Annotated in this window: 18 protein-coding genes; 10 read left to right on the forward strand and 8 right to left on the reverse strand. The window is 61.4% G+C overall.

What is annotated here, in order from left to right:
- Positions 1 to 16: 16 nt before the first annotated feature.
- A complete protein-coding gene (ompR, locus tag KVQ82_RS29285) occupies positions 17 to 757 on the reverse strand; it encodes a two-component system response regulator OmpR (RefSeq protein WP_003220637.1) in 741 nt (246 codons plus the stop codon).
- Positions 758 to 1,115: 358 nt separating this feature from the next.
- Between ompR and KVQ82_RS29290 the strand changes: the two genes are divergently transcribed.
- The 7 genes from KVQ82_RS29290 (at position 1,116) to tauD (ending at position 9,459) form a co-directional block, all read left to right on the forward strand.
- Positions 1,116 to 3,440, forward strand: a complete 2,325-nt coding sequence (locus tag KVQ82_RS29290) for a Tex family protein (protein WP_098966684.1) — start codon at positions 1,116 to 1,118, stop codon at positions 3,438 to 3,440.
- A complete protein-coding gene (locus KVQ82_RS29295) occupies positions 3,440 to 3,823 on the forward strand; it encodes a PaaI family thioesterase (protein ID WP_086793980.1) in 384 nt (127 codons plus the stop codon). Before KVQ82_RS29290 ends, KVQ82_RS29295 begins: the two co-directional genes overlap by 1 nt.
- Positions 3,824 to 4,069: 246 nt before the next feature.
- Positions 4,070 to 5,653, forward strand: a complete 1,584-nt coding sequence (gene gshA, locus KVQ82_RS29300; protein WP_222017289.1) for a glutamate--cysteine ligase — start codon at positions 4,070 to 4,072, stop codon at positions 5,651 to 5,653.
- Positions 5,654 to 5,860: 207 nt separating this feature from the next.
- Positions 5,861 to 6,838: a taurine ABC transporter substrate-binding protein gene (tauA, locus tag KVQ82_RS29305; protein WP_222017290.1), complete on the forward strand. Its 978-nt coding sequence runs from the start codon at positions 5,861 to 5,863 to the stop codon at positions 6,836 to 6,838.
- A 16-nt stretch (positions 6,839 to 6,854) separates the two neighbouring features.
- Positions 6,855 to 7,649: a taurine ABC transporter ATP-binding subunit gene (gene tauB / locus KVQ82_RS29310; protein ID WP_222017292.1), complete on the forward strand. Its 795-nt coding sequence runs from the start codon at positions 6,855 to 6,857 to the stop codon at positions 7,647 to 7,649.
- Positions 7,646 to 8,479 carry a taurine ABC transporter permease TauC gene (tauC, locus tag KVQ82_RS29315; protein WP_222017294.1) on the forward strand — a complete coding sequence of 278 codons (834 nt, stop codon included), beginning with the start codon at positions 7,646 to 7,648 and terminating at the stop codon, positions 8,477 to 8,479. Before tauB ends, tauC begins: the two co-directional genes overlap by 4 nt.
- A gap of 137 nt (positions 8,480 to 8,616) precedes the next feature.
- Positions 8,617 to 9,459, forward strand: coding sequence for a taurine dioxygenase (gene tauD / locus KVQ82_RS29320; RefSeq protein ID WP_222017296.1), 843 nt, complete (start codon positions 8,617 to 8,619; stop codon positions 9,457 to 9,459).
- 160 nt (positions 9,460 to 9,619) lie between these two features.
- On the opposite strand, the gene mgrA is transcribed toward tauD, so the two are convergent.
- From mgrA to KVQ82_RS29335, 3 genes are all read right to left on the reverse strand, one after another.
- Entirely contained in the window at positions 9,620 to 10,657 is a 1,038-nt protein-coding gene (gene mgrA, locus KVQ82_RS29325; protein ID WP_086793993.1) for an L-glyceraldehyde 3-phosphate reductase, read from the reverse strand.
- 170 nt (positions 10,658 to 10,827) lie between these two features.
- Positions 10,828 to 12,147 (reverse strand): LLM class flavin-dependent oxidoreductase, encoded by a 1,320-nt coding sequence (locus KVQ82_RS29330; protein WP_222017298.1) that lies wholly within the window; start codon positions 12,145 to 12,147, stop codon positions 10,828 to 10,830.
- Position 12,148: 1 nt separating this feature from the next.
- The gene (locus KVQ82_RS29335) at positions 12,149 to 14,374 is read right to left on the reverse strand and encodes a TonB-dependent receptor (RefSeq protein WP_222017300.1); all 2,226 of its coding nucleotides are present in this window, start codon (positions 14,372 to 14,374) and stop codon (positions 12,149 to 12,151) included.
- Positions 14,375 to 14,578: 204 nt separating this feature from the next.
- Between KVQ82_RS29335 and KVQ82_RS29340 the strand changes: the two genes are divergently transcribed.
- Positions 14,579 to 15,616 carry a LacI family DNA-binding transcriptional regulator gene (locus tag KVQ82_RS29340; RefSeq protein ID WP_222017302.1) on the forward strand — a complete coding sequence of 346 codons (1,038 nt, stop codon included), beginning with the start codon at positions 14,579 to 14,581 and terminating at the stop codon, positions 15,614 to 15,616.
- A 93-nt stretch (positions 15,617 to 15,709) separates the two neighbouring features.
- Here KVQ82_RS29340 and KVQ82_RS29345 read toward each other — a convergent pair whose 3' ends face one another.
- Complete coding sequence (locus KVQ82_RS29345) at positions 15,710 to 16,111, reverse strand: type II toxin-antitoxin system HicB family antitoxin (RefSeq protein WP_047291023.1); 402 nt, start codon at positions 16,109 to 16,111, stop codon at positions 15,710 to 15,712.
- Positions 16,112 to 16,170: 59 nt separating this feature from the next.
- On the reverse strand, positions 16,171 to 16,353 hold the full coding sequence (locus KVQ82_RS29350; RefSeq protein ID WP_222017305.1) for a type II toxin-antitoxin system HicA family toxin: 183 nt from the start codon (positions 16,351 to 16,353) through the stop codon (positions 16,171 to 16,173).
- Between the two features lie 395 nt (positions 16,354 to 16,748).
- Between KVQ82_RS29350 and KVQ82_RS29355 the strand changes: the two genes are divergently transcribed.
- On the forward strand, positions 16,749 to 17,009 hold the full coding sequence (locus KVQ82_RS29355; protein WP_108181365.1) for a hypothetical protein: 261 nt from the start codon (positions 16,749 to 16,751) through the stop codon (positions 17,007 to 17,009).
- 24 nt (positions 17,010 to 17,033) lie between these two features.
- Here KVQ82_RS29355 and betT read toward each other — a convergent pair whose 3' ends face one another.
- Positions 17,034 to 18,995, reverse strand: a complete 1,962-nt coding sequence (betT, locus tag KVQ82_RS29360) for a choline transporter BetT (protein WP_222019461.1) — start codon at positions 18,993 to 18,995, stop codon at positions 17,034 to 17,036.
- Between the two features lie 414 nt (positions 18,996 to 19,409).
- On the reverse strand, positions 19,410 to 20,336 hold the full coding sequence (gene epsC / locus KVQ82_RS29365; protein ID WP_041071188.1) for a serine O-acetyltransferase EpsC: 927 nt from the start codon (positions 20,334 to 20,336) through the stop codon (positions 19,410 to 19,412).
- Positions 20,337 to 20,522: 186 nt separating this feature from the next.
- Between epsC and KVQ82_RS29370 the strand changes: the two genes are divergently transcribed.
- Positions 20,523 to 21,521 carry a D-cysteine desulfhydrase gene (locus KVQ82_RS29370; RefSeq protein ID WP_222017307.1) on the forward strand — a complete coding sequence of 333 codons (999 nt, stop codon included), beginning with the start codon at positions 20,523 to 20,525 and terminating at the stop codon, positions 21,519 to 21,521.
- Positions 21,522 to 21,840: the final 319 nt, after the last annotated feature.

Here is a 21,840-nt window from a genome sequence, read left to right on the forward strand (position 1 = left end):
TCCTACAAATCGCCGATCACTTGGTAGCGGCGCCATCCGGTACGAACACGTAGCCCACGCCCCAGACCGTCTGGATGTAGCGCGGTTTCGACGGATCCGGTTCGATCATCCGGCGCAGACGGGAGATCTGCACATCGATGGAACGCTCAAGGGCATCCCACTCGCGACCACGGGCCAGGTTCATCAGTTTGTCGCGGGTCAGCGGCTGACGCGCGTTCATCACCAATGCCTTGAGCACCGCAAACTCACCGGTGGTGAGCATGTGCACTTCTTCGCCACGTTTCAGTTCGCGGGTCGCCAGCGACAGCACGTAATCACCGAAGGTGACGTTTTCGTCTTCGCTGCCCGGCGCGCCCGGCACCGGTGCGGCCTGACGCCGCAGAACGGCTTTGACCCGTGCCATCAGTTCGTCCGGGTTGAACGGCTTGGCCAGGTAGTCATCGGCGCCCAGTTCCAGGCCCTTGATGCGGCTCATCTCATCGCCCTTGGCGGTGAGCATGATGATCGGAATCTGATTGTTCGCCGCCCGCAGGCGACGGCACGCGGTCAGGCCGTCTTCGCCCGGCAGCATCAGGTCGAGGACGACCAGATTGAACACTTCACGCGACAGCAGACGGTCCATTTGCTCGGTGTTCGGTACGGCACGGGCGCGGTAGCCCTTGCTGACGAAGAAACGTTCCAGCAGGCTGCTCAGCCCTGGATCGTCGTCAACAATAAGAATTTTTTCGCCTTCAGCATTGTTTGCAGTGCTGCTCATTGGATGCTCCTTTTAGCTCGGCGCGCATTATGGCGTAGCTGCCGTTATACGCACCGTGTGCATTGTTAGCAGATTTTTCCTTCACTGCCAGAAAACCGGGGTTTGTGCCTACAGACTGCTACACCCCCGAATGACAGAACGCTGGTTATAATGCGCGGCGTTTTGTGCCAGGCAACGTCTGAATCGTTACCGCAGGTGGCCGGGCTTTTTTCCCGGCGGCCGCAGTAATTGTTCGATTTCACGGGTCAATGGGGAGCCTTTTGACCCAGGCAGCGGCAATTTTCTAGCCGCTCAACCAGACTCCGGGCCTTTATTTCCGTGCCTGCGAGCCTGCTTTCACACTATGTCAGGTGGTTTTATGGACAGCATCAACAGCCGCATCGCCGAGGAACTCGGCGTACGCCCGCAACAGGTCGAAGCGGCCGTCGCGCTACTCGATGAAGGCTCTACCGTTCCCTTCATCGCCCGTTACCGGAAAGAAGTCACCGGCAGCCTCGATGACACCCAGCTGCGTCATCTGGAAGAGCGTCTGCGCTACCTGCGAGAACTCGACGAACGGCGCATCAGCATCCTCGCCAGCATTCAGGAGCAGGGCAAACTCACCCCCGCCCTGGAGCGCGATATCAAACTCGCCGACACCAAGACCCGCCTCGAAGACTTGTACCTGCCGTACAAGCAGAAGCGCCGCACCAAGGGCCAGATTGCCCTGGAAGCCGGCCTCGGCGAGCTGGCCGACGGCCTGTTCAACGACCCGAGCCTGACACCAGAAACCGAAGCCGCACGCTTCGTCGACGCCGAGAAAGGCGTAGCCGACGTGAAAGCTGCGCTGGAAGGCGCCAAGTACATCCTGATGGAGCGCTTCGCCGAAGACGCCAGTCTGCTGGAGAAGCTGCGCAACTTCCTCAAGCAGGAAGCGACCATCAGCGCCCGCGTGATCGCTGGCAAGGAAGAAGAAGGCGCCAAGTTCCGCGACTACTTCGAGCACGACGAGCCGCTGAAAAGCATGCCGTCGCACCGCGCACTCGCGATTTTCCGTGGCCGCAACGAAGGCATCCTCAGCTCCGCGCTGAAAGTCGGCGACGAGCTGCCGGGCACCATGCACCCGTGCGAAGGCATGATCGGCCAGCAATTCGGCATCCAGAATCAGAACCGCCCGGCCGACAAATGGCTCGGTGAAGTGGTGCGCTGGACCTGGAAGGTCAAGCTCTACACCCACCTCGAAACCGACCTGCTCGGCGAGCTGCGCGACGGTGCCGAAACCGAGGCGATCAACGTCTTCGCCCACAACCTGCACGACCTGCTGCTGGCCGCGCCGGCCGGCCCGCGCGCCACCCTGGGCCTCGACCCGGGCCTGCGTACCGGCTGCAAAGTCGCGGTAGTCGACTCCACCGGCAAGCTGCTCGATCACGCCACGGTTTACCCGCACGTGCCGCACAACAAGTGGGATCAGACCATCGCCATTCTGGCCGCCCTGTGCGCCAAGCACTCGGTTGACCTGATCGCCATCGGCAACGGCACCGCCAGCCGCGAAACCGACAAGCTGGCGATCGAGCTGATCAAAAAATACCCAGCAATGAAGATGACCAAGGTCATGGTCTCCGAGGCCGGTGCATCGGTGTACTCGGCGTCGGAACTGGCTGCCAAGGAATTCCCGGATCTGGACGTGTCGATCCGTGGCGCGGTGTCCATCGCCCGTCGTCTGCAGGATCCACTGGCCGAACTGGTGAAGATCGATCCGAAATCCATCGGTGTCGGCCAGTACCAGCACGACGTGTCGCAGCTGAAACTGGCGCGTGGTCTGGATGCGGTGGTCGAGGACTGCGTAAACGCCGTCGGCGTCGATGTAAACACCGCCTCGGTGGCCTTGCTGGCGCGGATTTCCGGCCTCAACGCGACCCTGGCGCAGAACATCGTCGCTCACCGTGACGAGCACGGCGCGTTCAAGACCCGTGCAGCGCTGAAGAAAGTTGCGCGTCTGGGCGAGAAAACCTTCGAACAGGCCGCAGGCTTCCTGCGCGTGATGAACGGCGACAACCCGTTGGATTCCTCGGCCGTTCACCCGGAAGCCTATCCGCTGGTGCAGCGCATTGCCGCTGAAACCGACCGCGACATTCGCTCGCTGATCGGCGACGCCGCGTTCCTCAAGCGTCTGGACCCGAAGAAGTTCACCGACGAGACCTTCGGTCTGCCCACCGTCACCGACATTCTGCAAGAACTGGAAAAACCGGGTCGCGACCCGCGTCCGGAGTTCAAGACTGCCGAGTTCCAGGAAGGCGTCGAAGACCTCAAAGACCTGCAACTGGGGATGATCCTCGAAGGCGTGGTCACCAACGTGACCGCGTTTGGCGCGTTCGTCGACATCGGCGTGCATCAGGACGGTCTGGTGCACATCTCGGCGCTGTCGGAGAAGTTCATCAAGGACCCACGCGAAGCGGTGAAGGCCGGTGACGTGGTGAAAGTGAAGGTCATGGAAGTCGACATCCCGCGCAAACGCGTCGGCCTGTCGATGCGCATGAGTGACACCCCGGGCGAGAAAATCGACGGTGCCCGTGGTTCGCGTCCGGGCTCGGCACCGCGCCAGTCGTCGAACAACGCGCCACGCAAGGAAACGGCCACAGCCGCACCGGTGAACAACGCCATGGCTTCGCTGTTCGCCAACGCCAAGCAGTTGAAGAAACGCTGATGGAGATTCCGGCCGGGCTCGTCGAGAGCGCGTTTTTCAAGCTGTTGGGCTGCCGCCTGCACAGCCTGGAAACCGGGGTGGCGCAAGTCGCCCTGGTGCTGGAACCGCAACTGCGCAATCGCGGCGGCAAATTGCACGGTGGCGCGCTGTTCAGTCTGGTCGATATCGCCATGGGGCTGGCCTGTTCCAGCACCCACGGCTTCGATCAGCAGAGCGCGACCATCGAGTGCAAGATCAACTATATCCGCGCCGTATCCGACGGCGAGGTGCTGTGCACGGCGCGGGTGATCCACCCGGGCCGCCGCACGCTGGTGGTCGAGGCCGACGTGATGCAGGGCGACAAACTGGTCGCAAAAGCGCAAGGCACGTTCGCTGTCCTGTAGATGTTGTTCATCATTTTGAGTTAATTTCGGCGCAACGAATCCTGTAGGAGCTGCCGCAGGCTGCGATCTTTTGATCTTGCTATTGAAAAACAAAATCAAAAGATCGCAGCCTGCGGCAGCTCCTACAGTTTATGTGTGTGGCTGACCGGCTAGAAAACCAGGCGAAAACGCCAGTTTCAACTTCACCCTTGTAGACCGTCCTGCCCACCCCCATATTGGGGCGACTGACGCGTGAAGGAATCCAAATTGAGCGAACTTCTCAACCGCCGCCTGGCTCTGCTCGGCGAGCGCGCCAACCTCTCTCTGCTCGAACAGTGCCTCCACGGTATCGAACGTGAATGCCTGCGCGTGACCAGTGAAGGTCGTCTGGCGCAAACGCCGCACCCGGAAGCCTTGGGTTCCGCGCTGACCAATGAACAGATCACCACCGACTATTCCGAGTCGCTGCTGGAATTCATCACCCCCGCCCTGCCCGATCCGGCCGATACGCTGGCGAGCCTGGACAAGATTCATCGCTTTGCCTACAGCAAGCTCGGCAACGAGTACCTGTGGAGTCCGTCGATGCCGTGCCCGTTGCCGGCCGAGGAAGACATCCCGATCGCCTATTACGGCACCTCCAACATCGGTCAGCTCAAATACGTCTACCGCAAGGGCCTGGCCCTGCGGTACGGCAAGACCATGCAGTGCATCGCCGGGATTCACTACAACTTTTCCCTGCCGGAAAAGCTCTGGCCGCTGCTGCGCGAAGCCGAAGGTTTCGTCGGCACCGACCGCGATTTCCAGTCGTCGTCGTACATCGCGCTGATCCGTAACTTCCGCCGCTACAGCTGGCTGCTGATGTACCTGTTCGGTGCTTCGCCAGCGCTGGACGCAGGCTTCCTGCGCGGCCGTTCGCATCAGTTGGAACAGCTGGACCCGGACACGCTGTATCTGCCGTACGCCACCAGCCTGCGCATGAGCGACCTCGGTTACCAGAGCAACGCCCAGGCCGGCCTGACGCCGTGCTACAACGACCTGGCGAGCTACACCGACAGCCTGCGCAAGGCTGTGGCCACGCCGTATCCGCCGTATGTGGAGGTCGGCACACACCAGGATGGCGAGTGGGTTCAACTGAACACCAACATCCTGCAGATCGAAAACGAGTACTACTCCAACATCCGCCCGAAACGCGTGACCTACACCGGCGAGCGGCCGATCCAGGCGCTGATGGCCCGCGGCATTCAGTACGTCGAAGTGCGTTGCCTGGACATCAACCCGTTCCTGCCGATGGGCATCGACGTCACCGAATCGCGATTCCTCGACGCGTTCCTGCTGTATTGCGCGCTGAACGACAGTCCGCTGCTGACCAACACTTCGTGCGGCAATGCCACTTCGAACTTCCTCAGCGTGGTCAAGGAAGGCCGGCGTCCGGGCCTGCAGTTGCAGCGTGACGGCGAAGCGGTCGAGCTGAAGGTTTGGGCAGCCGAGCTGCTGGAACAAATCGCTCCACTGGCGGCGTTGCTCGATCAGAGCCATGGTGGCGACGCGCACAGCAAGGCGCTGGACGCGCAACTGGCCAAGGTCAGCGACCCGTCCCTGACCCCATCGGCGCAAGTACTGGCCGCGATGGCCGAGCACAAGGAAAGCTTCGCGCAATTCTCCCTGCGCCAGAGCCAGGCCCACGCCGAGTTCTTCCGCCGCGAGCCGTTGACGGCGGATGAGCAGGCGAAGTTTGAGGAGCTGGCGCGCTCGTCGCTGGCGCAGCAGGCAGAGCTTGAACAGAATGAGGTGGGCGATTTCGACGTGTTTGTCGGGTCGTATCAGGCGAGCATTCTGGCGATCAGTAACTAAGCGCCGCCTTTGAAAAGATCGCAGCCTGCGGCAGCTCCTACAGGGTGTACGCCTATCCCATGTAGGAGCTGCCGCAGGCTGCGATCTTTTGATCTTTAGATTTTTCCGCTCATAAGCTAAGTCTAAAAAGTTATTTATTTTTAGTTTCTTAGATCATTTAGTCTCCTTTCACGCCGATCGTCGGTCGCCTGATTTGGAGCACTCCCCATGAAACTGAATTTCCCGCTTCGCCTGCTGGCCGTGGCCTCTCTGGCTGCTGCGAGCTTTCTGGCGCAGGCCGCCGACCTCACCGTCGCTTACCAGACCACCGTCGACCCGGCGAAAGTCGCCCAGGCCGATGGCACCTACGAGAAAGCCACCAAAGCCGACATCAGCTGGCGCAAGTTCGACAACGGCGCCGACATCATCGCCGCCATTGCTTCGGGTGATGTGCAGATCGGCTACCTCGGTTCCAGCCCGCTGACCGCCGCCATCACCCGCAAAGTCCCGGTGGAAACTTTCCTCATCGCCACCCAGATCGGCGCCGCCGAAGCACTGGTCGCTCGCGACGGTTCCGGGATCAAGACCCCACAGGATCTGATCGGCAAGAAAATCGCCGTGCCGTTCGTGTCCACCGGTCACTACAGCCTGCTCGCCGCGCTGAAACACTGGAACATCGATCCGTCGAAAGTCACCGTGCTCAACCTCGCCCCGCCAGCGATCATCGCGGCGTGGAAACGCGGTGATATCGACGCCACTTACGTGTGGGATCCGGCCCTCGGTGTGGCCAAGGAAAACGGCAAAGTGCTGATCACCTCCGGCGAACTGGCCAAGTTCGGCGCGCCGACCTTCGATGCCTGGATCGTGCGCAAGGACTTCGCCGAGAAGCACCCGGAAATTGTCACCGCGTTCGCCAAGGTCACCCTCGACGCCTACGCCGATTACCGCAAGGATCCCAAAGCCTGGCTCGCCGACCAGTCCCACGTCGACAAGCTGGTGAAGCTTTCCGGCGCCAAGGCCAGCGACATTCCATTGCTGCTGCAGGGCAACGTCTACCCGCTGGCGGCTGATCAGGTGATCAGCCTCGGCGCGCCGACCACCAAAGCCATTACCGACACCGCCGCGTTCCTCAAGGAACAAGGCAAAGTCGAAGCCGTACTGCCGGACTACGCGCCGTACGTCAGCGCCAAATACATCACTAACTGATCGGGAGTTGACTGCGATGGCCTTGCTACAGCTGGAGCGCATCAGCGCACAGTACCCGGGCAGCCCGGAACCGGTGCTGGCGGACATTTCCCTGACCCTCGGGCCTCAGCAATTGCTGGTCGCCCTCGGCCCGTCCGGCAGTGGCAAGACCTCGCTGTTGAACCTGATTGCCGGCTTCGTCGAACCCAGCGCCGGGCGTATCACCCTCGACGGCGTGCCGGTCAAAGGCCCGAGCGCCGAACGCGGCGTGGTGTTCCAGGATGACGCCCTGCTGCCCTGGCAGGATGTGTTGGCCAACGTCGCGTTCGGTCTGGAGCTGGCCGGCGTCGCCAAGGACAAGCGCGAAAAGATCGCCCGGGAAATGCTTGCGCTGGTTGATCTCTCAGGGTTCGAAAGCCGTCGTATCTGGCAACTTTCCGGTGGCCAGAAACAACGCGTCGGCCTGGCCCGCGCCCTCGCCGCCGACCCGCGCGTGCTGCTGATGGACGAGCCCTTCGGCGCCCTCGATGCGTTCACCCGCGAGCAGATGCAGGAGCTGTTGCTGCAAGTCTGGCAGCGCACCGCCAAACCGGTGTTTCTGATTACCCACGACATCGAAGAAGCGGTATTCCTCGCCACTGACCTGATTCTGCTGGCGCCGAATCCGGGGCAGATCGTCGAGCGTCTGCATCTGGATTTCGGCCAGCGCTACGCCGCCGGTGAGTCGGCGCGAGCGATCAAATCCGACCCGCGTTTTATCGAAACCCGCGAGCACGTGTTGAGCAGAGTGTTCTCGCAACGCAGCGCCGTGCAACGGCAGGAGCGCGCATGAGCAGTTACGACGTTTCCGCCCCCGCAGTGAAAACCCCATCGGTGGCGATTCCGCAGCGCCGCAACCTCAGTACGCGGTGGATCAGCCTGCTGACCCTGTTCGCCTTGCTGGTGATCTGGTGGGCCGTGACTGCCACCGGCTTGATCGAACCGCTGTTCCTGCCGCCACCGTCCGCCGTGCTGCAAAAAGGCTGGTTGCTGGCGACCACTGGTTACATGGATTCGACCCTGTGGCAGCACCTGGGCGCGAGCCTGAGCCGCATCGGTCTGGGCCTCGGCTTCGCGATTCTGACCGCAGTGCCGGTGGGCATCGCCATCGGCGCCAACCGTATTGCCCGTGGTGTGCTTGACCCGCTGATCGAGTTCTATCGGCCGATTCCGCCGCTGGCGTATCTGCCGCTGATCGTGATCTGGTGCGGTATCGGCGAGTTGTCGAAAGTGCTGCTGATCTACCTGGCGATTTTCGCGCCGATTGCCATTGCCACCGCGACCGGCGTGCGCACCGTTGACCCGGCGAAATTGCGCGCTGCTCAGTCGCTCGGTGCCACCCGCGCACAACTGATTCGCCATGTGATTTTGCCCAGCGCCCTGCCGGACATTCTCACCGGTGTGCGCATTGGTCTGGGCGTCGGCTGGTCGACCCTGGTCGCCGCCGAACTGATCGCCGCCACCAGCGGTTTGGGTTTCATGGTGCAGTCGGCCGCGCAATTTCTGGTCACCGATGTGGTGGTGCTGGGGATTCTGGTGATCGCCCTGATTGCCTTCGCCATGGAAATGGGCCTGCGCGCCCTGCAGCGCAAACTGGTGCCGTGGCACGGCCAAACCCACTAAAGCATTTGTGAATCCTCCCGTGTAGGAGCTGCCGAAGGCTGCGATCTTTTGATCTGCTTTTAAAAAACAAATCAAAAGATCGCAGCCTGCGGCAGCTCCTACAGGGGCGCGGTTACCCGGAATTGAAGAGAACCATCATGAGCAGCCTGACCATCACCCCCTTAAGCTCGGCCCTCGGCGCGCAGATCAGCGGCGTCGACGTCAGCCAGCCGTTGAACCTGGAACAGCGCAATGCCATCGAGCAGGCGCTGCTCAAGTACCAGGTGCTGTTCTTCCGCAACCAGCCGATCGAGCCTTCGCAACAGGCGCGTTTCGCGGCGTACTTTGGCGACCTGCACATCCATCCGATCTACCCGAACGTGCCGGAGCAGCCCGAGGTGCTGATCCTCGACACCGCCGTCACCGACGTGCGCGACAACGCGATCTGGCACACCGACGTGACCTTCCTGCCGACCCCGGCGATGGGCGCGGTACTCAGCGCCAAGCTGCTGCCGGAGTTCGGCGGCGATACGTTGTGGGCCAGCGGGATTGCCGCCTATGAAGCGCTGTCGGCGCCGATGAAAACCTTGCTCGAAGGGTTGACTGCAACTCACGATTTCACCCGCTCGTTTCCGCTGGAGCGCTACGGCAACACGCCGGAAGCCCTGGCACAGTGGGAAGAGGCACGACGCAAGAACCCACCGTTGTCACATCCAGTGATCCGCACTCACCCGGTGAGCGGACGCCGTTCGTTGTTCATCAACGAAGGCTTCACCTCGAAGATCAACGAACTGTCGGACATCGAGAGCGAAGCGATTCTGAAATTCCTGTTCGCTCATGCAACGCGGCCCGAATTCACCATTCGCTGGCGCTGGCAGAAGGATGACATTGCGTTCTGGGATAACCGCGTGACGCAGCATTACGCGGTGGATGATTACCGCCCGGCACGGCGGGTGATGCAGCGGGCGACGGTGTTGGGGGATGTGCCGTTCTTCAAATGAGGCCCGATTTCCTCATTGCCTGAACTGGCCCCTTCGCAAGCAAGCCCGCTCCCACAGGTACAGCACCGTTCAAAGACTTTGTGTACGACTGGAACCCTGTGGGAGCGGGCTTGCCCGCGAAAGCGTCAGAGCAGGCGCCGAATAATTCGGCGCCAGTCACTTATTCAGCGGTCGACGGCTTCTCCCACAGATTGATCCCGCCCTCCTGGGCAAACCGGTCGATCTCCGCCAGTTCCTCAGCACTGAAGCTCAGATTCTTCAACGCCCCGACGTTCTCGATGATCTGCTCCGGCCGGCTCGCGCCGATCAGCGCCGAGGTCACCCGTGGATCACGCAGGGTCCAGGCCAGTGCCAGTTGCGCCAGGCTCTGGCCGCGACGTTTGGCGATCTCGTTCAACGCGCGCACGTGGGCAATGTTGGCCTCGGACAAGTGCGAAGCCTGCAGCGAACCGCCACCCGGGCGATTGACTCGCGCATCCGCCGGCACGCCGTTGAGGTACTTGTCGGTCAGCAGACCTTGCGCCAGCGGGGTGAAGGCGATCACGCCAGTGCCGAGCTCGTCGGTGGTGTCGAGCAGGTCTTTTTCCACCCAGCGATTGAGCAGGTTGTACGCCGGCTGATGAATCAGCAGCGGCACTTTCCATTCCTTGAGCAGCGCAGCGATCTCGCGGGTTTTCACCCCGGAGTACGACGAGATGCCGATGTACAGCGCCTTGCCCTGTTGCACGGCGGTGGCGAGGGCGCTGGCGGTTTCTTCCAGCGGAGTGTCCGGGTCGAAGCGGTGCGAATAGAAGATATCCACGTAGTCCAGACCGAGGCGCTGCAGGCTCTGGTCCAGACTGGCCAGCACGTATTTACGCGAGCCGCCGCCCTGGCCGTAGGGGCCGGGCCACATGTCCCAACCGGCCTTGCTGGAGATGATCAGCTCATCGCGGTACGGCTTGAAATCTTCGCGCAGCAGGCGACCGAAATTGATTTCGGCGCTGCCGTATGGCGGGCCGTAGTTGTTGGCCAGGTCGAAGTGGTTGATGCCCAAATCGAACGCGGTGCGCAGCAGGGCGCGCTGGGTGTCGATCGGCGTGCTGTCGCCGAAGTTGTGCCACAGGCCCAGCGACAGCGCCGGCAGCACCAGACCGCTGCGGCCGACGCGGCGGTAAGGGATGGAGTCGTAGCGGTTTTCGGCAGCGGTGTAAGTCATCGAGTCCTCTCTTGTTTGATTAACAGCAATTTGAGGGTGAATCCCAACTTTGTGGTGAGGGGATTTATCCCCGATGGGCGGCGAAGCCGCCCTAGAATCTGCGTTCTCTGTAGCGAATTTTTGGGACGGCTACGCCCTCCATCGGGGATAAATCCCCTCACCACAGGTGTTTACACAAATCTGTTTTGCGGCCGGGCCAGGCCCAGGTTGTCGCGCAACGTCCGGCCCTCATACTCGGTTCTGAACAGCCCGCGCCGCTGCAGTTCCGGGACCACACCATGGGCGAAGTCTTCGAGACCGCCCGGCAGGTGCGGCACCAGCACGTTGAAGCCATCCGCCGCGCCTTGTTCGAACCACGCCTGCAAGTGATCGGCGATCTGCGTCGGCGTGCCCACCAGGCTGTAATGCCCGCGTCCACCGGCAATCCTGCGGCCCAATTCGGCGAGGGTCAGATGCTCCCGCCCCGCCAGCTCAGTGAGCAGTTTCTGCCGGCTCTGCTGGCCGCTGTCGGTCAGTGGCAAATCCGGTAGCGGTCCGTCCAGCGGGTACTTCGACAAGTCGAAGTTGCCCAGCATACGCCCAAGCAAGGCGACGCCAACCTCCGGTTCGACCAATTGCTGAAACGTTTCACATTTTTCCTGCGCTTCGGCTTCTGTCTGCCCGACGACGACAAACACTCCCGGCATGATTTTCAGCGAATCGGCACTGCGTCCGTACTTGGCCAGACGTCCCTTGAGGTCGGCGTAGAACGCCTGCGCGCCAGCCAGTGAAGTCTGCGCGGTGAACACCACTTCAGCAGTTTGTGCCGCCAGCTCACGCCCGGTTTCGGACGAGCCGGCCTGCACGATCACCGGTTGTCCCTGTGGCGAGCGTGCGACGTTCAGCGGGCCTTTCACCCGAAAGTGTTCACCGACGTGATCCAGCACGTGAAGCTTCGACGGGTCGTAATAGGCGCCACTGGCCTTGTCACGGCCAAACGCATCATCCTCCCAACTGTCCCACAGCCCGGTGACCACCTGATGAAACTCCCGGGCGCGGCTGTAGCGCTCGGCGTGGCCGATGTGCTCATCGCGACCAAAGTTCAGTGCCTCAGCAGCGTTGTCCGAGGTCACCAGATTCCACCCGGCGCGGCCACCCGACAGATGATCGAGCGAAGCGAATTTGCGCGCCACGTGGTACGGCTCGTTGTAGCTGGTGGTCGCCGTGGCGATCAGGCCGATGCGATCGGTCACCGCGCTCAGGGCCGAGAGCAAGGTCAGCGGTTCGAAGTGATCCGAGCGCGCCATGTGGCTGGCGATGTCCTGCGTCGGCGCGGCCACACTGTCGGCGACGAACAGCGTGTCGAATTTCGCTGCCTCGGCAATCTGCGCCAGACGCTTGTAGTGGGCGAAATCCAGCCCGGCATTCGCCGGCACTTGCGGGTGCCGCCACGCGGCGACGTGGTGCCCGGTGGCCATGAGAAAGGCGCCAAGTTTCAGCTGTCTGCTCATCTCAGAAATCCTTGCGCAGTTGCACGCCGAAGTAACGCTCGTCATCCCGAGGCACAGCGCGGTAGATGTAGCTGCCGCCGCTGGCCAGCAACGGTGAGTAGGACTTGTCGGCAAGGTTCTTGCCCAGCAGCGCCACACGCCAGCCGTTGCTGTAATCGGCGAGCGCTACGCTGGCGTTCCAGATGCCGTAGGCGCCTTGTTTGGTGTCGGCGTTCTGGCTGATGTCGTACTGCACTTCGCTCTGCCAGCTGTAGTCGGTGCCGAGTTCGATATCGAGGCCGTTGTCCAGCGGGATGCTGTAGTCGGCGCGCACGTAGCTTTTCCAGTCCGGACTGAACGGCAATGGCTTGCCATTGACGTTGCACGACGCCGCCGCGCCCGCCGGGCAACTGAACTGGTCGATGCGCGCGCGGGTGTAAGCCAGCGCCCCGGAGAACTTGAGTTGCTGGGTCGCCTGCAAGGCGTAATCGAGTTCGACGCCTTCGGTGCTGACGCTGCCGGCGTTGATCAGGCGCGTCACCACTTGCCCGGCGACCGTGTCGAAAAAATTCGCCTGGTAGTTGTCGTAATCGCTGTGGAACACCGCGAGGTTGGTGGTCAGCCGGTTGTTCCAGCCGGTGGCCTTGATACCCGCCTCCCAAGTGTTCGAGGTCTCCGGTTTCAGCGCTTCGGTGTCACGCGGCTGCATGTTGAAGAACACGTTGTAGGCCGGACCTTTGTAGCCGCGCGAATAGGTCAGGTACGTGGTGACTGCATCGCTGAGGTCGTACTGCACGCCGATCCGACCGGACCAGCCGTCCTCGTCCACCGATCCGGAACTGCTGGTGGCCGGCTGGATGCCGCTGACCGTGGTCGCCGACGTGGAGACGCGGCGGTGATCGTATTCCAGCTCATCGTGGGTGTAGCGCAGGCCGGCGATGCCACGAAAGTCCGAGGTGAAGTTCAGCGTGGCTTCGCCGAACGCGGCGTAGCTGTCGCTGGTGGTGCTGTAATCGGCGACGCCACGGTCAGTGCGCGTGGTGGTGGTCAAGGTGCGCTGGTAGGTCTCGTCATCCTTGCCGTGCATGTAGAACAGGCCGCCGACGTATTCGAGAAACTCACCTTTCGGCGAAGCCAGGCGCAGCTCCTGCGAGTACTGGTCGAAGGCCAGATCGCCCTTGTCGGCGGTGCCGGGGAACGCTGCAGTGATCGTGCTCAGCCGATCGCCGTCCTGATACTGGGTGTTGTCCCAGCCGCGCCACGCAGTGATCGAGGTCAGGGTGTAATCACCCAGTTGCCAGTCGAGCTGGCCGGACAGGCCCTTGTTGGTGTCCTCGACATGGCTGCGGGTATCGGTGTTGATGTCGCGGTTGTGGCTGCTGGCGTAGACCGGGCCCAGCGCGTTGGCGAAGGCCGGGGTCAGCGACTTGCTGACCACGCCGTTGGGGCCGTCGTCGTGGGACTGCATGTAGTCGGCAATCAAGGTGAAGGTGACGTCGTCGTTCGGGGTGAATTCAAGCTTGCCGCGCACGCCGCGATGGTTGTAGCCGTTGACCTCCTGGCCGTTGTATTTGTTGTCGACGTTGCCGTCGTAGCTGCTGACCAGGGTGCTGATCGAGCCCTTCAACGTATCCGGAATCAGGCTACCGCCAATGCCGAAGCGGGTGCGGCTTTCATTGCCGCTGTAGTACGACTGGTCGATGTAACCGTGGGTCTCGTTGGTCGGCGCCTTGCTGGTGATGTTGAGCACACCGGCCGAGGCATTCTTGCCGAACAGCGTGCCCTGCGGGCCGCGCAGCACTTCGACGCGCTCCAGATCCAGCAGGTCGAGCGTCGATTGACCGGGACGCGCATAGACCACGCCATCGATCACCGTGGCCACCGTTGGCTCGACGCCGGGCGAGGTGGAAATCGTGCCGACGCCCCGCACAAACAACGAGGTGTCCTTGTTCGACGCACCGGTACGGAAATTCAGCGACGGCACTTGCTGGACGATGCCCGCTACGCCGTTGCGGTTGTCGCGCTCCAGTTGTTCGCCGTCGATCACCGACACTGCCACCGGCACCTTCTGCAGCGACTCTTCGCGGCGGGTAGCGGTGACCGTGACGGACTTGAGGGTCGGCTCTTGTTCGCTGCTGTCGGCGGCGAAAGCCGTGGGCAGCGGCAACGCCGCCAGCCCGGTAAAGATCCAGCCAGCGGCGCGAATCGACTGCGCCAGTTTGTGTGTCGCCCCAGGAGTGTTGTGCATGGTTGCCCGCTCGAAATTGGCCCTGAACCGCTGCCGTTCTGCGACGACAGCGCCTGAATCGGTGTCTTGGGCATTCGCTCGAGCGAGTAGCAGACAATGCGCCTTGTTAGCGCTAACATCGCCAGTATTGGCAAGCTCGGCATAGAGCGTCCAATACTGAAAAATTACTTTTATATGCGTTTTTGTTTTTAGAAGGATCGAGCCTTGAGCCAGGAAAAGCCCCGCAAACGCCGTGGCGCCGGACGCGTGACCCTGAATGCAGTGGCGCGCGAGGCTGGCGTCTCGGCGATTACCGTGTCGCGCTATTTCAATCAGCCGGAAACCGTCTCGCCGGAACGCCGCGAGCGGATCGCCGCGGTGGTGGCCGAGCTGGGTTACGTGCCGAATCTGGTGGCCGGCGGCCTGGCCTCGGCGCGGGGCAAAATCGTCGGCATGGTGATTCCGAATATCTCCGGACCGATTTTTGCCAACACCATTCAGGGCTTCAGCGACACCCTCAGCCGCCACGGTTATCAGTTGCTGCTGGCGTCGAGTTACTTCAGTACCGAACAGGAAGAAAACGCCGTGCGCGCATTTCTTGGCTGGTCGCCGGCCGCGTTGGTGCTGACCAGTCATTTCCATAGTTCGGGCACGGAAAAGATGATCGCCGAGGCGGATATTCCGGTGATCGAAACCTGGGATTATCAGCCGGATCGCGAGCCGATGCAGATTGGCTTTTCGCACTATGAAGTCGGCGTGAGCGCTGCGCGTTATCTGCATGACAAAGGCTATCGCCGCATCGCCTTCGTGCAGAACAGCGCACTCGGTGACCTCAGTGCCCTCGAACGTCGCGACGGTTATGCCGCCACCGTGCGCGAGTTCGGCCTTGAGCCTTGGGTATTCGCACCCGACGCCGACCGCGCGCCGTTCGAAGCCGGCAAGCAAGCGATGGAAGCGCTGATGAACGCCGCTCCCCGCCCCGACGCGATCATCTTCGCCAACGACAACCTCGCCGCGGGCGGCCTCCTCGCCGGGCAACGCGCCGGCGTCAGGATTCCCGAAGACTGCGCCGTGCTCGGCTTCGGCGATTACCCGTTCGCCGAGATGCTGTTGCCGAGCCTGAGCACGATCAAGCCACCGGCACTGGAGATCGGCGTGCTGGCGGCAACGCGGGTATTGGAAAGCCTTGGGGTGCTGTCGAGCGATGATGTGCAGCGGTTGAATCTGTTGCAATGCAACGTGATCGAGCGCGAAAGCACCTGACGAACATGCTTCTGTAGGAGCTGCCGCAGGCTGCGATCTTTTGATTCTGGCTTTTAAAAGCGAAAGATCGCAGCCTGCGGCAGCTCCTACAGGTTATGCCGACAATTCGCGTAACGCAGCGGCGGCCAGAAATCCGGAGCGGGAACTGTAGCGTTGATCACGCCTGACTGTTTGATCAATACGCTCCAGCAGTTGCTCGGGCAACGTGGCGTTGAAGCGTACCGACTTGCCGAAATAGGGTGTGATATCAAAGTCGACGACACCCCAAATTCCACCCGCATAATCCGGGTTGTCGAGATGTGCATCAATGTCCCGAACTCGAGGCAACGGTGCACCATCAGCCACCAGCCCCTCATAGTGCAGGGCCAGAGCCTCCTGAGTGTTTTCAAAAGCTTCGGCTACCGTGCTCCCTGCGGAGAAGCACCCCGGTACATCCGGGACAATCACTCCGTAGTCCGAGTCGGCATCCTTGTGCAAAACGACCGGGAATTTCATAAACGTGAATCCTTCGTCTGACGTGTCCATAAAAGGACTTTCACTTCCAATAACGGGCTTCATTTCAACCCCGCCTGTTTCAAAATGCTGTTGATCGTCCCTTTGGGAAGGTCTGAATCCGGATGCTTGATCGTCACCCGACCCGGCTTGCGCGGATGCTTGTACTGATGGTGACTGCCCTTCACTGCAGCCAGATACCAACCATCCTCCTCGATCATCCTGATCATTTCCCGACTACGCATTTCCTTCGCCCTGTTCGACAGCAAGAGCGGGTCACTTTAGAGCGTAAGCAACCGATTTATACACACGATACACACTCTGAGAAATATTAGCTGGGTGAACAAACGCTCGGTAATTGGTTCGACCAACGGCAGGCGCGAGCCAGCGAGAAAGGGCCTTGCCGTCCAGATACATTTGAATGCGTCGCGAAATGTGTCTGATCGAGAATGGTTGGCTTGTATTGATGCGGGCTGACTTGACTATGCTCTCAATGACACCGAGGTGGCCCTTTCGCGGGCAAGCCCGCTCCCACAGGATTTTGGTTGTACACAAATCTGTGAATGACCGAGATCACTGTGGGAGCGGGCTTGCCCGCGAAGGCGTCCGATCAAGCACCGCATAACCCGCAGGCACACCCATGCACACCGCCATCATCATCTTCTTCGGCCTGGTCCTGCTCGCCCTGATGCTCTACATCGGCGAGCGCATCGGCTTCAGCCGACAAACTCTGGCCTACAGCTTCGCCGCGCTGTGGCTGGCGTTGACGGTGATCAATGGTGCGGTGGGAGTGGTGCATGCCGGGCAGCCGCTGGGTTCGGAGATCGCGGTGGGCAGTGCAGTGTTCGGAGTGCCGATGGCGGCGATGGTGTTGTTCATGGTACTGAGCGCCGAGCCGTGAAACGTCCCGGCGCTCAGTTGCCGATCAACGCACCAGATGCAGGAACTGCATGTGGCGTTCGTACTGGTCGAGGATGTCGTTGATGATCTGTTCCTTGGTGTAGCCGACCAGATCGTAGTCCTGACTGCCCTCGCTCAAGTGCACTTCAGCGCGGTAGTAGCGGCGGTTGTTGAGTTGCTTGGACCCCATGCCACCCCGAGCAAACGACGGCGTGAAGTAGCCGCGCATCTGCACCTGGTAGATGAACGGATGCTGCTCACCGTGGCCGATTTCCAGGCTGATGTTGTCGTGCGCCGGATCCGGCTGGGTGACCACGTTCAAGCCCTTCTCGACGAAGACCGCCGTCACTTCCTCAATCGCCGGACGCACCGTGGTGTCCATGAAGCGGTACACCTCGTCGCGCGACGGGAAGTGCACCGCCTGACTCAGACGCTGGCGCCAGCCGCCCGTGCCTCGCCGCGAACCGGAGACCGGTGCCAGCGAATGCAATTGCGCGATCTGCTTCTGCGATTCCAGATAGAACGCCTTGTGCAGCCCCCACATCATCAGCAGCAAAATCATCGAGAACGGCAGCGAGGTCAGCACCACCGCCGATTTCAGCGCATCGATGCTGCCGGAGAACAGCAGCGCACTGGTGATCAACGCGGTCATCGCGCCCCAGAACACTCGCAGCCATTTCGGCCCGTCTTCGTCCGGGTTGCCGCCCTTGGCCGACAGGGTCGAAAGCACCACTGTGCCGGAGTCGGCGGAAGTGACGAAGAACACGAAGCTGATGAACACCGTCACCGCGATGACAGTCTTGCTCCACGGGTAGGTTTCAAGCAGCAGATAAAGGCTCATCGACGGGTTGTCGAGGGCCGACATGCCCAGCGCCGACATACCGTGGTTGAGCACCTGATCGATCGCACTGTTGCCGAAGATCGACATCCACGCCAGGGTGAAACCGAGCGGGATCAGCAGCACGCCGAAGACGAATTCGCGGATAGTGCGGCCACGGGAAATCCGCGCGATGAACAGGCCCACGAACGGCGACCATGCGATCCACCAGGCCCAGTAGAACACGGTCCAGCCGCCGAGCCAGTCGCTTGGTTTGTCGTAGGCGTAGAGGTCGAAACTCTTCATCGGCAACGCGCCGAGGTAGTCGCCGAGGTTCTGGATCAGGGTGTTGAGCAGGTGCTGGGTGGGACCGGCGAACAACACGAACAGCAGCAGCGCACAGGCCAGCAACATGTTGATGTCGGACATCACTCGCACGCCCTTGTCCACACCGGAGACGGCGACGATGATCGCCGCGCCCATCATCAGCGTGATCAGGCCGACCTGAATCCATTGGGTGTGGGCGATGCCGAACAGGTAGTCCAGACCCGAGTTGAGGTGCAGCACACCAAAACCCATGTCGGCACCCAGGCCGAACACCGTAGCGATAATGCCGAAGCCGTCTACCGCGTAACCGATGGGGCCGTTGATGCGCTTGCCGATCAGCGGGTACAGCGCCGAACGCAAGGCCAGCGGCAGGTTATGCCGGTAGGCGAAATAGGCCAGCGCCATGCCGACAAAGGCGAACACGCCCCAGCCATGCAGGCCCCAGTGCAGAAACAGAATCTGCATCGCCTGCCGCGCCGCATCGGCAGTGCCGGCCTCGCCTTGCGGCGGTTGCAGCATGTGCGTCAGCGGTTCGGACACGCAGAAGAAGAACAGCGTGATGCTGATCCCGGCGGCGAACAGCATGCCGGCCCAGGACAGGTAACTGAACTCGGGTTCGTCGTGGTCGGCACCGAGTTTGATCTTGCCGTAGCCCGATAACGCGGTGACCACCACGAAGACCAGATACAGCGTCATCGCGAGCATGTAGTACCAGCCGACCGTATTGGCCGCCCAGTTTTGCGCAGCCAGCAACCAGGCTCCTGCCTGCTCCGGCATGGCGATGACAACCAGACCAAACAGCAGAATCACCGTCGCGGCGAAGTAGAACACCGGCGGATTCATGCGTACCAGACCGCTGGCGGGGGTAGACGATGCACTCATGAAACGTGCACCTCGAGGGGTTGAATCGTGGCTGAAATGATCGGACTCAGCAAAGGCAAGCCTCCTGTTGTGAGCGGGCAGCGAACCACCGGTTTAACTTGAATGAACGTTCAAGTTAAACATGGATAGGGTGGTAAGGACTAATCGCGGGGCCAGGCGGTAGTTTTCGTACAGCAGCCCAAGGAGGGGTATGACGCGGGTTTGAAGGGATTCGTTCAATGGAGAATTGGCTGAATGCCATCAACCTGGTTCGATGCGAAAATTGTGGCGAGGGAGCTTGCTCCCGCTGGACTGCGCAGCAGTCCCAATCCGGCGTCAGTCGCAATTGGGAGTCCTGCGGGAGCAAGCTCCCTCGCCACAAACGAACTGGAAATCTTACTTCTGCGTCCCGTCATCATGCTGCAGATTGGCCTGGGTCAGGTTGCTCCCTGCCGGCACGCTGCGCGTCAGCCACACATTACCGCCGATGGTCGACCCCTGGCCGATAGTGATCCGTCCCAGAATCGTCGCTCCGGCATAAATCACCACGTCATCCTCGACAATCGGATGGCGTGGATGCCCCTTCTGCAACTGCCCGTCTTCATCGGCCGGGAAGCGCTTGGCGCCCAAGGTCACGGCCTGATAAATCCGCACCCGCTCGCCGATGATCGCGGTCTCGCCGATCACCACACCGGTGCCGTGGTCGATGAAGAAACTGCGGCCGATCTGCGCGCCCGGATGGATGTCGATGCCGGTGGCCGAGTGCGCAATTTCCGCGCTGATCCGCGCCAGCAACGGCAACCCGGCACGATACAGATGGTGCGCCAGACGATGGTGAATCACCGCCAGAATCCCCGGATAGCACAACAGCACCTCATCGACGCTGCGTGCCGCCGGGTCACCGTGATAGGCCGCCAGCACGTCGGTATCGAGCAGGCTGCGCAGGCCCGGCAAGGCCAGGGCGAAGTCCTGAATGATGCGGATCGCCTGCGCTTCGACATCAGCATCGCCTTGCGCGCTGTGCCGGGCGACATACCGCAATTCCAGCCGCGCCTGCGCCAGCAAGGCATTCAACGCGGTATCGAGGGTGTGGCCGACATAGAAGTCTTCGCTTTCCTCACGCAGATCCACCGGTCCCAGCCGCATCGGGAACAACGCACCACACAGCGCCTCGAGAATCTCGGCCATCGCCGCGCGGGACGGCAACTCGCGACCACCCTGCTCGCCACTGGCCCGGCCATTCTGGGTACGCCACTGATCCCGCGCGGTACGCAGTTGGCTGACGATGGTCTGCAATTGCCAATGGCTGGAACGCTCACTCACGGTAAAGACTCCTCACAGGCGGCCGGTCTGGCCGCGTCAACGGCGACTACTTTACGACATGCCCGCAAGGACGAATTAAGAACCGATAGTGCTGGCCTAAGCACATTTGGCTATAAGCAATTCACGGTTGCCCCGTTAAAACGGCCTGCCTATAGTCCTGTCATCTTCCTCCGCCAGTACGGGCTCATGATCAAACAACAGCTGGATCGCTTTAACCGTCTCGACCTGCTCGGCCAACCGACGCCTCTGGAAAAACTCGAACGCCTGTCCGCCTGGCTGGGCCGCGATGTGTACATCAAACGCGATGACCTGACGCCGCTGGCCATGGGCGGCAACAAGCTGCGCAAACTCGAATACCTCGCCGCCGACGCCCTCGCCCAAGGCGCCGACACGCTGATCACCGCCGGTGCCTTGCAATCGAACCACGTACGCCAGACCGCCGCGCTGGCGGCCAGACTCGGCCTGGGTTGCGTGGCGCTGCTGGAAAATCCGCTGGGCACCGATGACAGCAATTACACCGGCAACGGCAACCGTCTGCTGCTCGATCTGTTCGACACCAAGGTCGAGTTGGTGGACAACCTCGACAACGCCGACGAACAACTCGCCGCACTCGCCGTGCGCCTGCGCAGCAATGGCAAGAAACCGTATCTGGTGCCGATCGGTGGCTCCAATGCTCTCGGTGCATTGGGCTACGTGCGTGCCGGTCTGGAACTGGCCGAGCAGATCAAGGACACCGGCCTGGAATTCGCCGCCGTGGTGCTGGCCTCGGGCAGCGCCGGGACCCACAGTGGTCTGGCGCTGGCGTTGAGCGAAGCGCTGCCGCAATTGCCGGTGATCGGCGTGACCGTCTCGCGCAGCGAAGAAGATCAGCGCCCGAAAGTGCAGGGTCTGGCCGAACGTACGGCGGACCTGCTGGGCGTGAAATTGCCAGTGAACTTCAAGGTCGAGTTGTGGGACGAATACTTCGGTCCGCGTTACGGCGAGCCGAATGCCGGAACACTGGCGGCGGTGAAGCTGTTGGCCAGTCAGGACGCGGTGTTGCTCGACCCGGTGTATACCGGCAAGGCCATGGCCGGGTTGCTCGACGGGATCGGCCGCCAGCGTTTCGACGAGGGCCCGATCATCTTCCTGCATACCGGTGGGGCGCCGGCGTTGTTTGCCTACAGGGATTCGCTGACAAGCTGATCCTCACTGCTGCAAGAATTTCTGTGGTGAGGGGATTTATCCCCGTTGGACTGCGCAGCAGTCCCCTGCTCTTCAAGTCAGAAGAGAGGGCCGCTTCGCGCCCCATCGGGGATAAATCCCCTCGCCACAATTGATCATATATATTCTATATTGGAATAACAGAAAGATCATTAAGTATTTTCAAGTCTAAAGCAGACATCTTATAGTCTCGCCGCAGGCGAATTTCGGGCAAGACGCATAAGCTGCTTTAGGGCACGATAACGCAGTCGTTGAACTCCCGGATTCGCCAACTTTCCTTAAGCGTCTTCCATAAGAAAAC

This window comes from Pseudomonas sp. AO-1, from assembly GCF_019775695.1.
Taxonomy (GTDB): Bacteria; Pseudomonadota; Gammaproteobacteria; order Pseudomonadales; family Pseudomonadaceae; genus Aquipseudomonas; species Aquipseudomonas parakoreensis.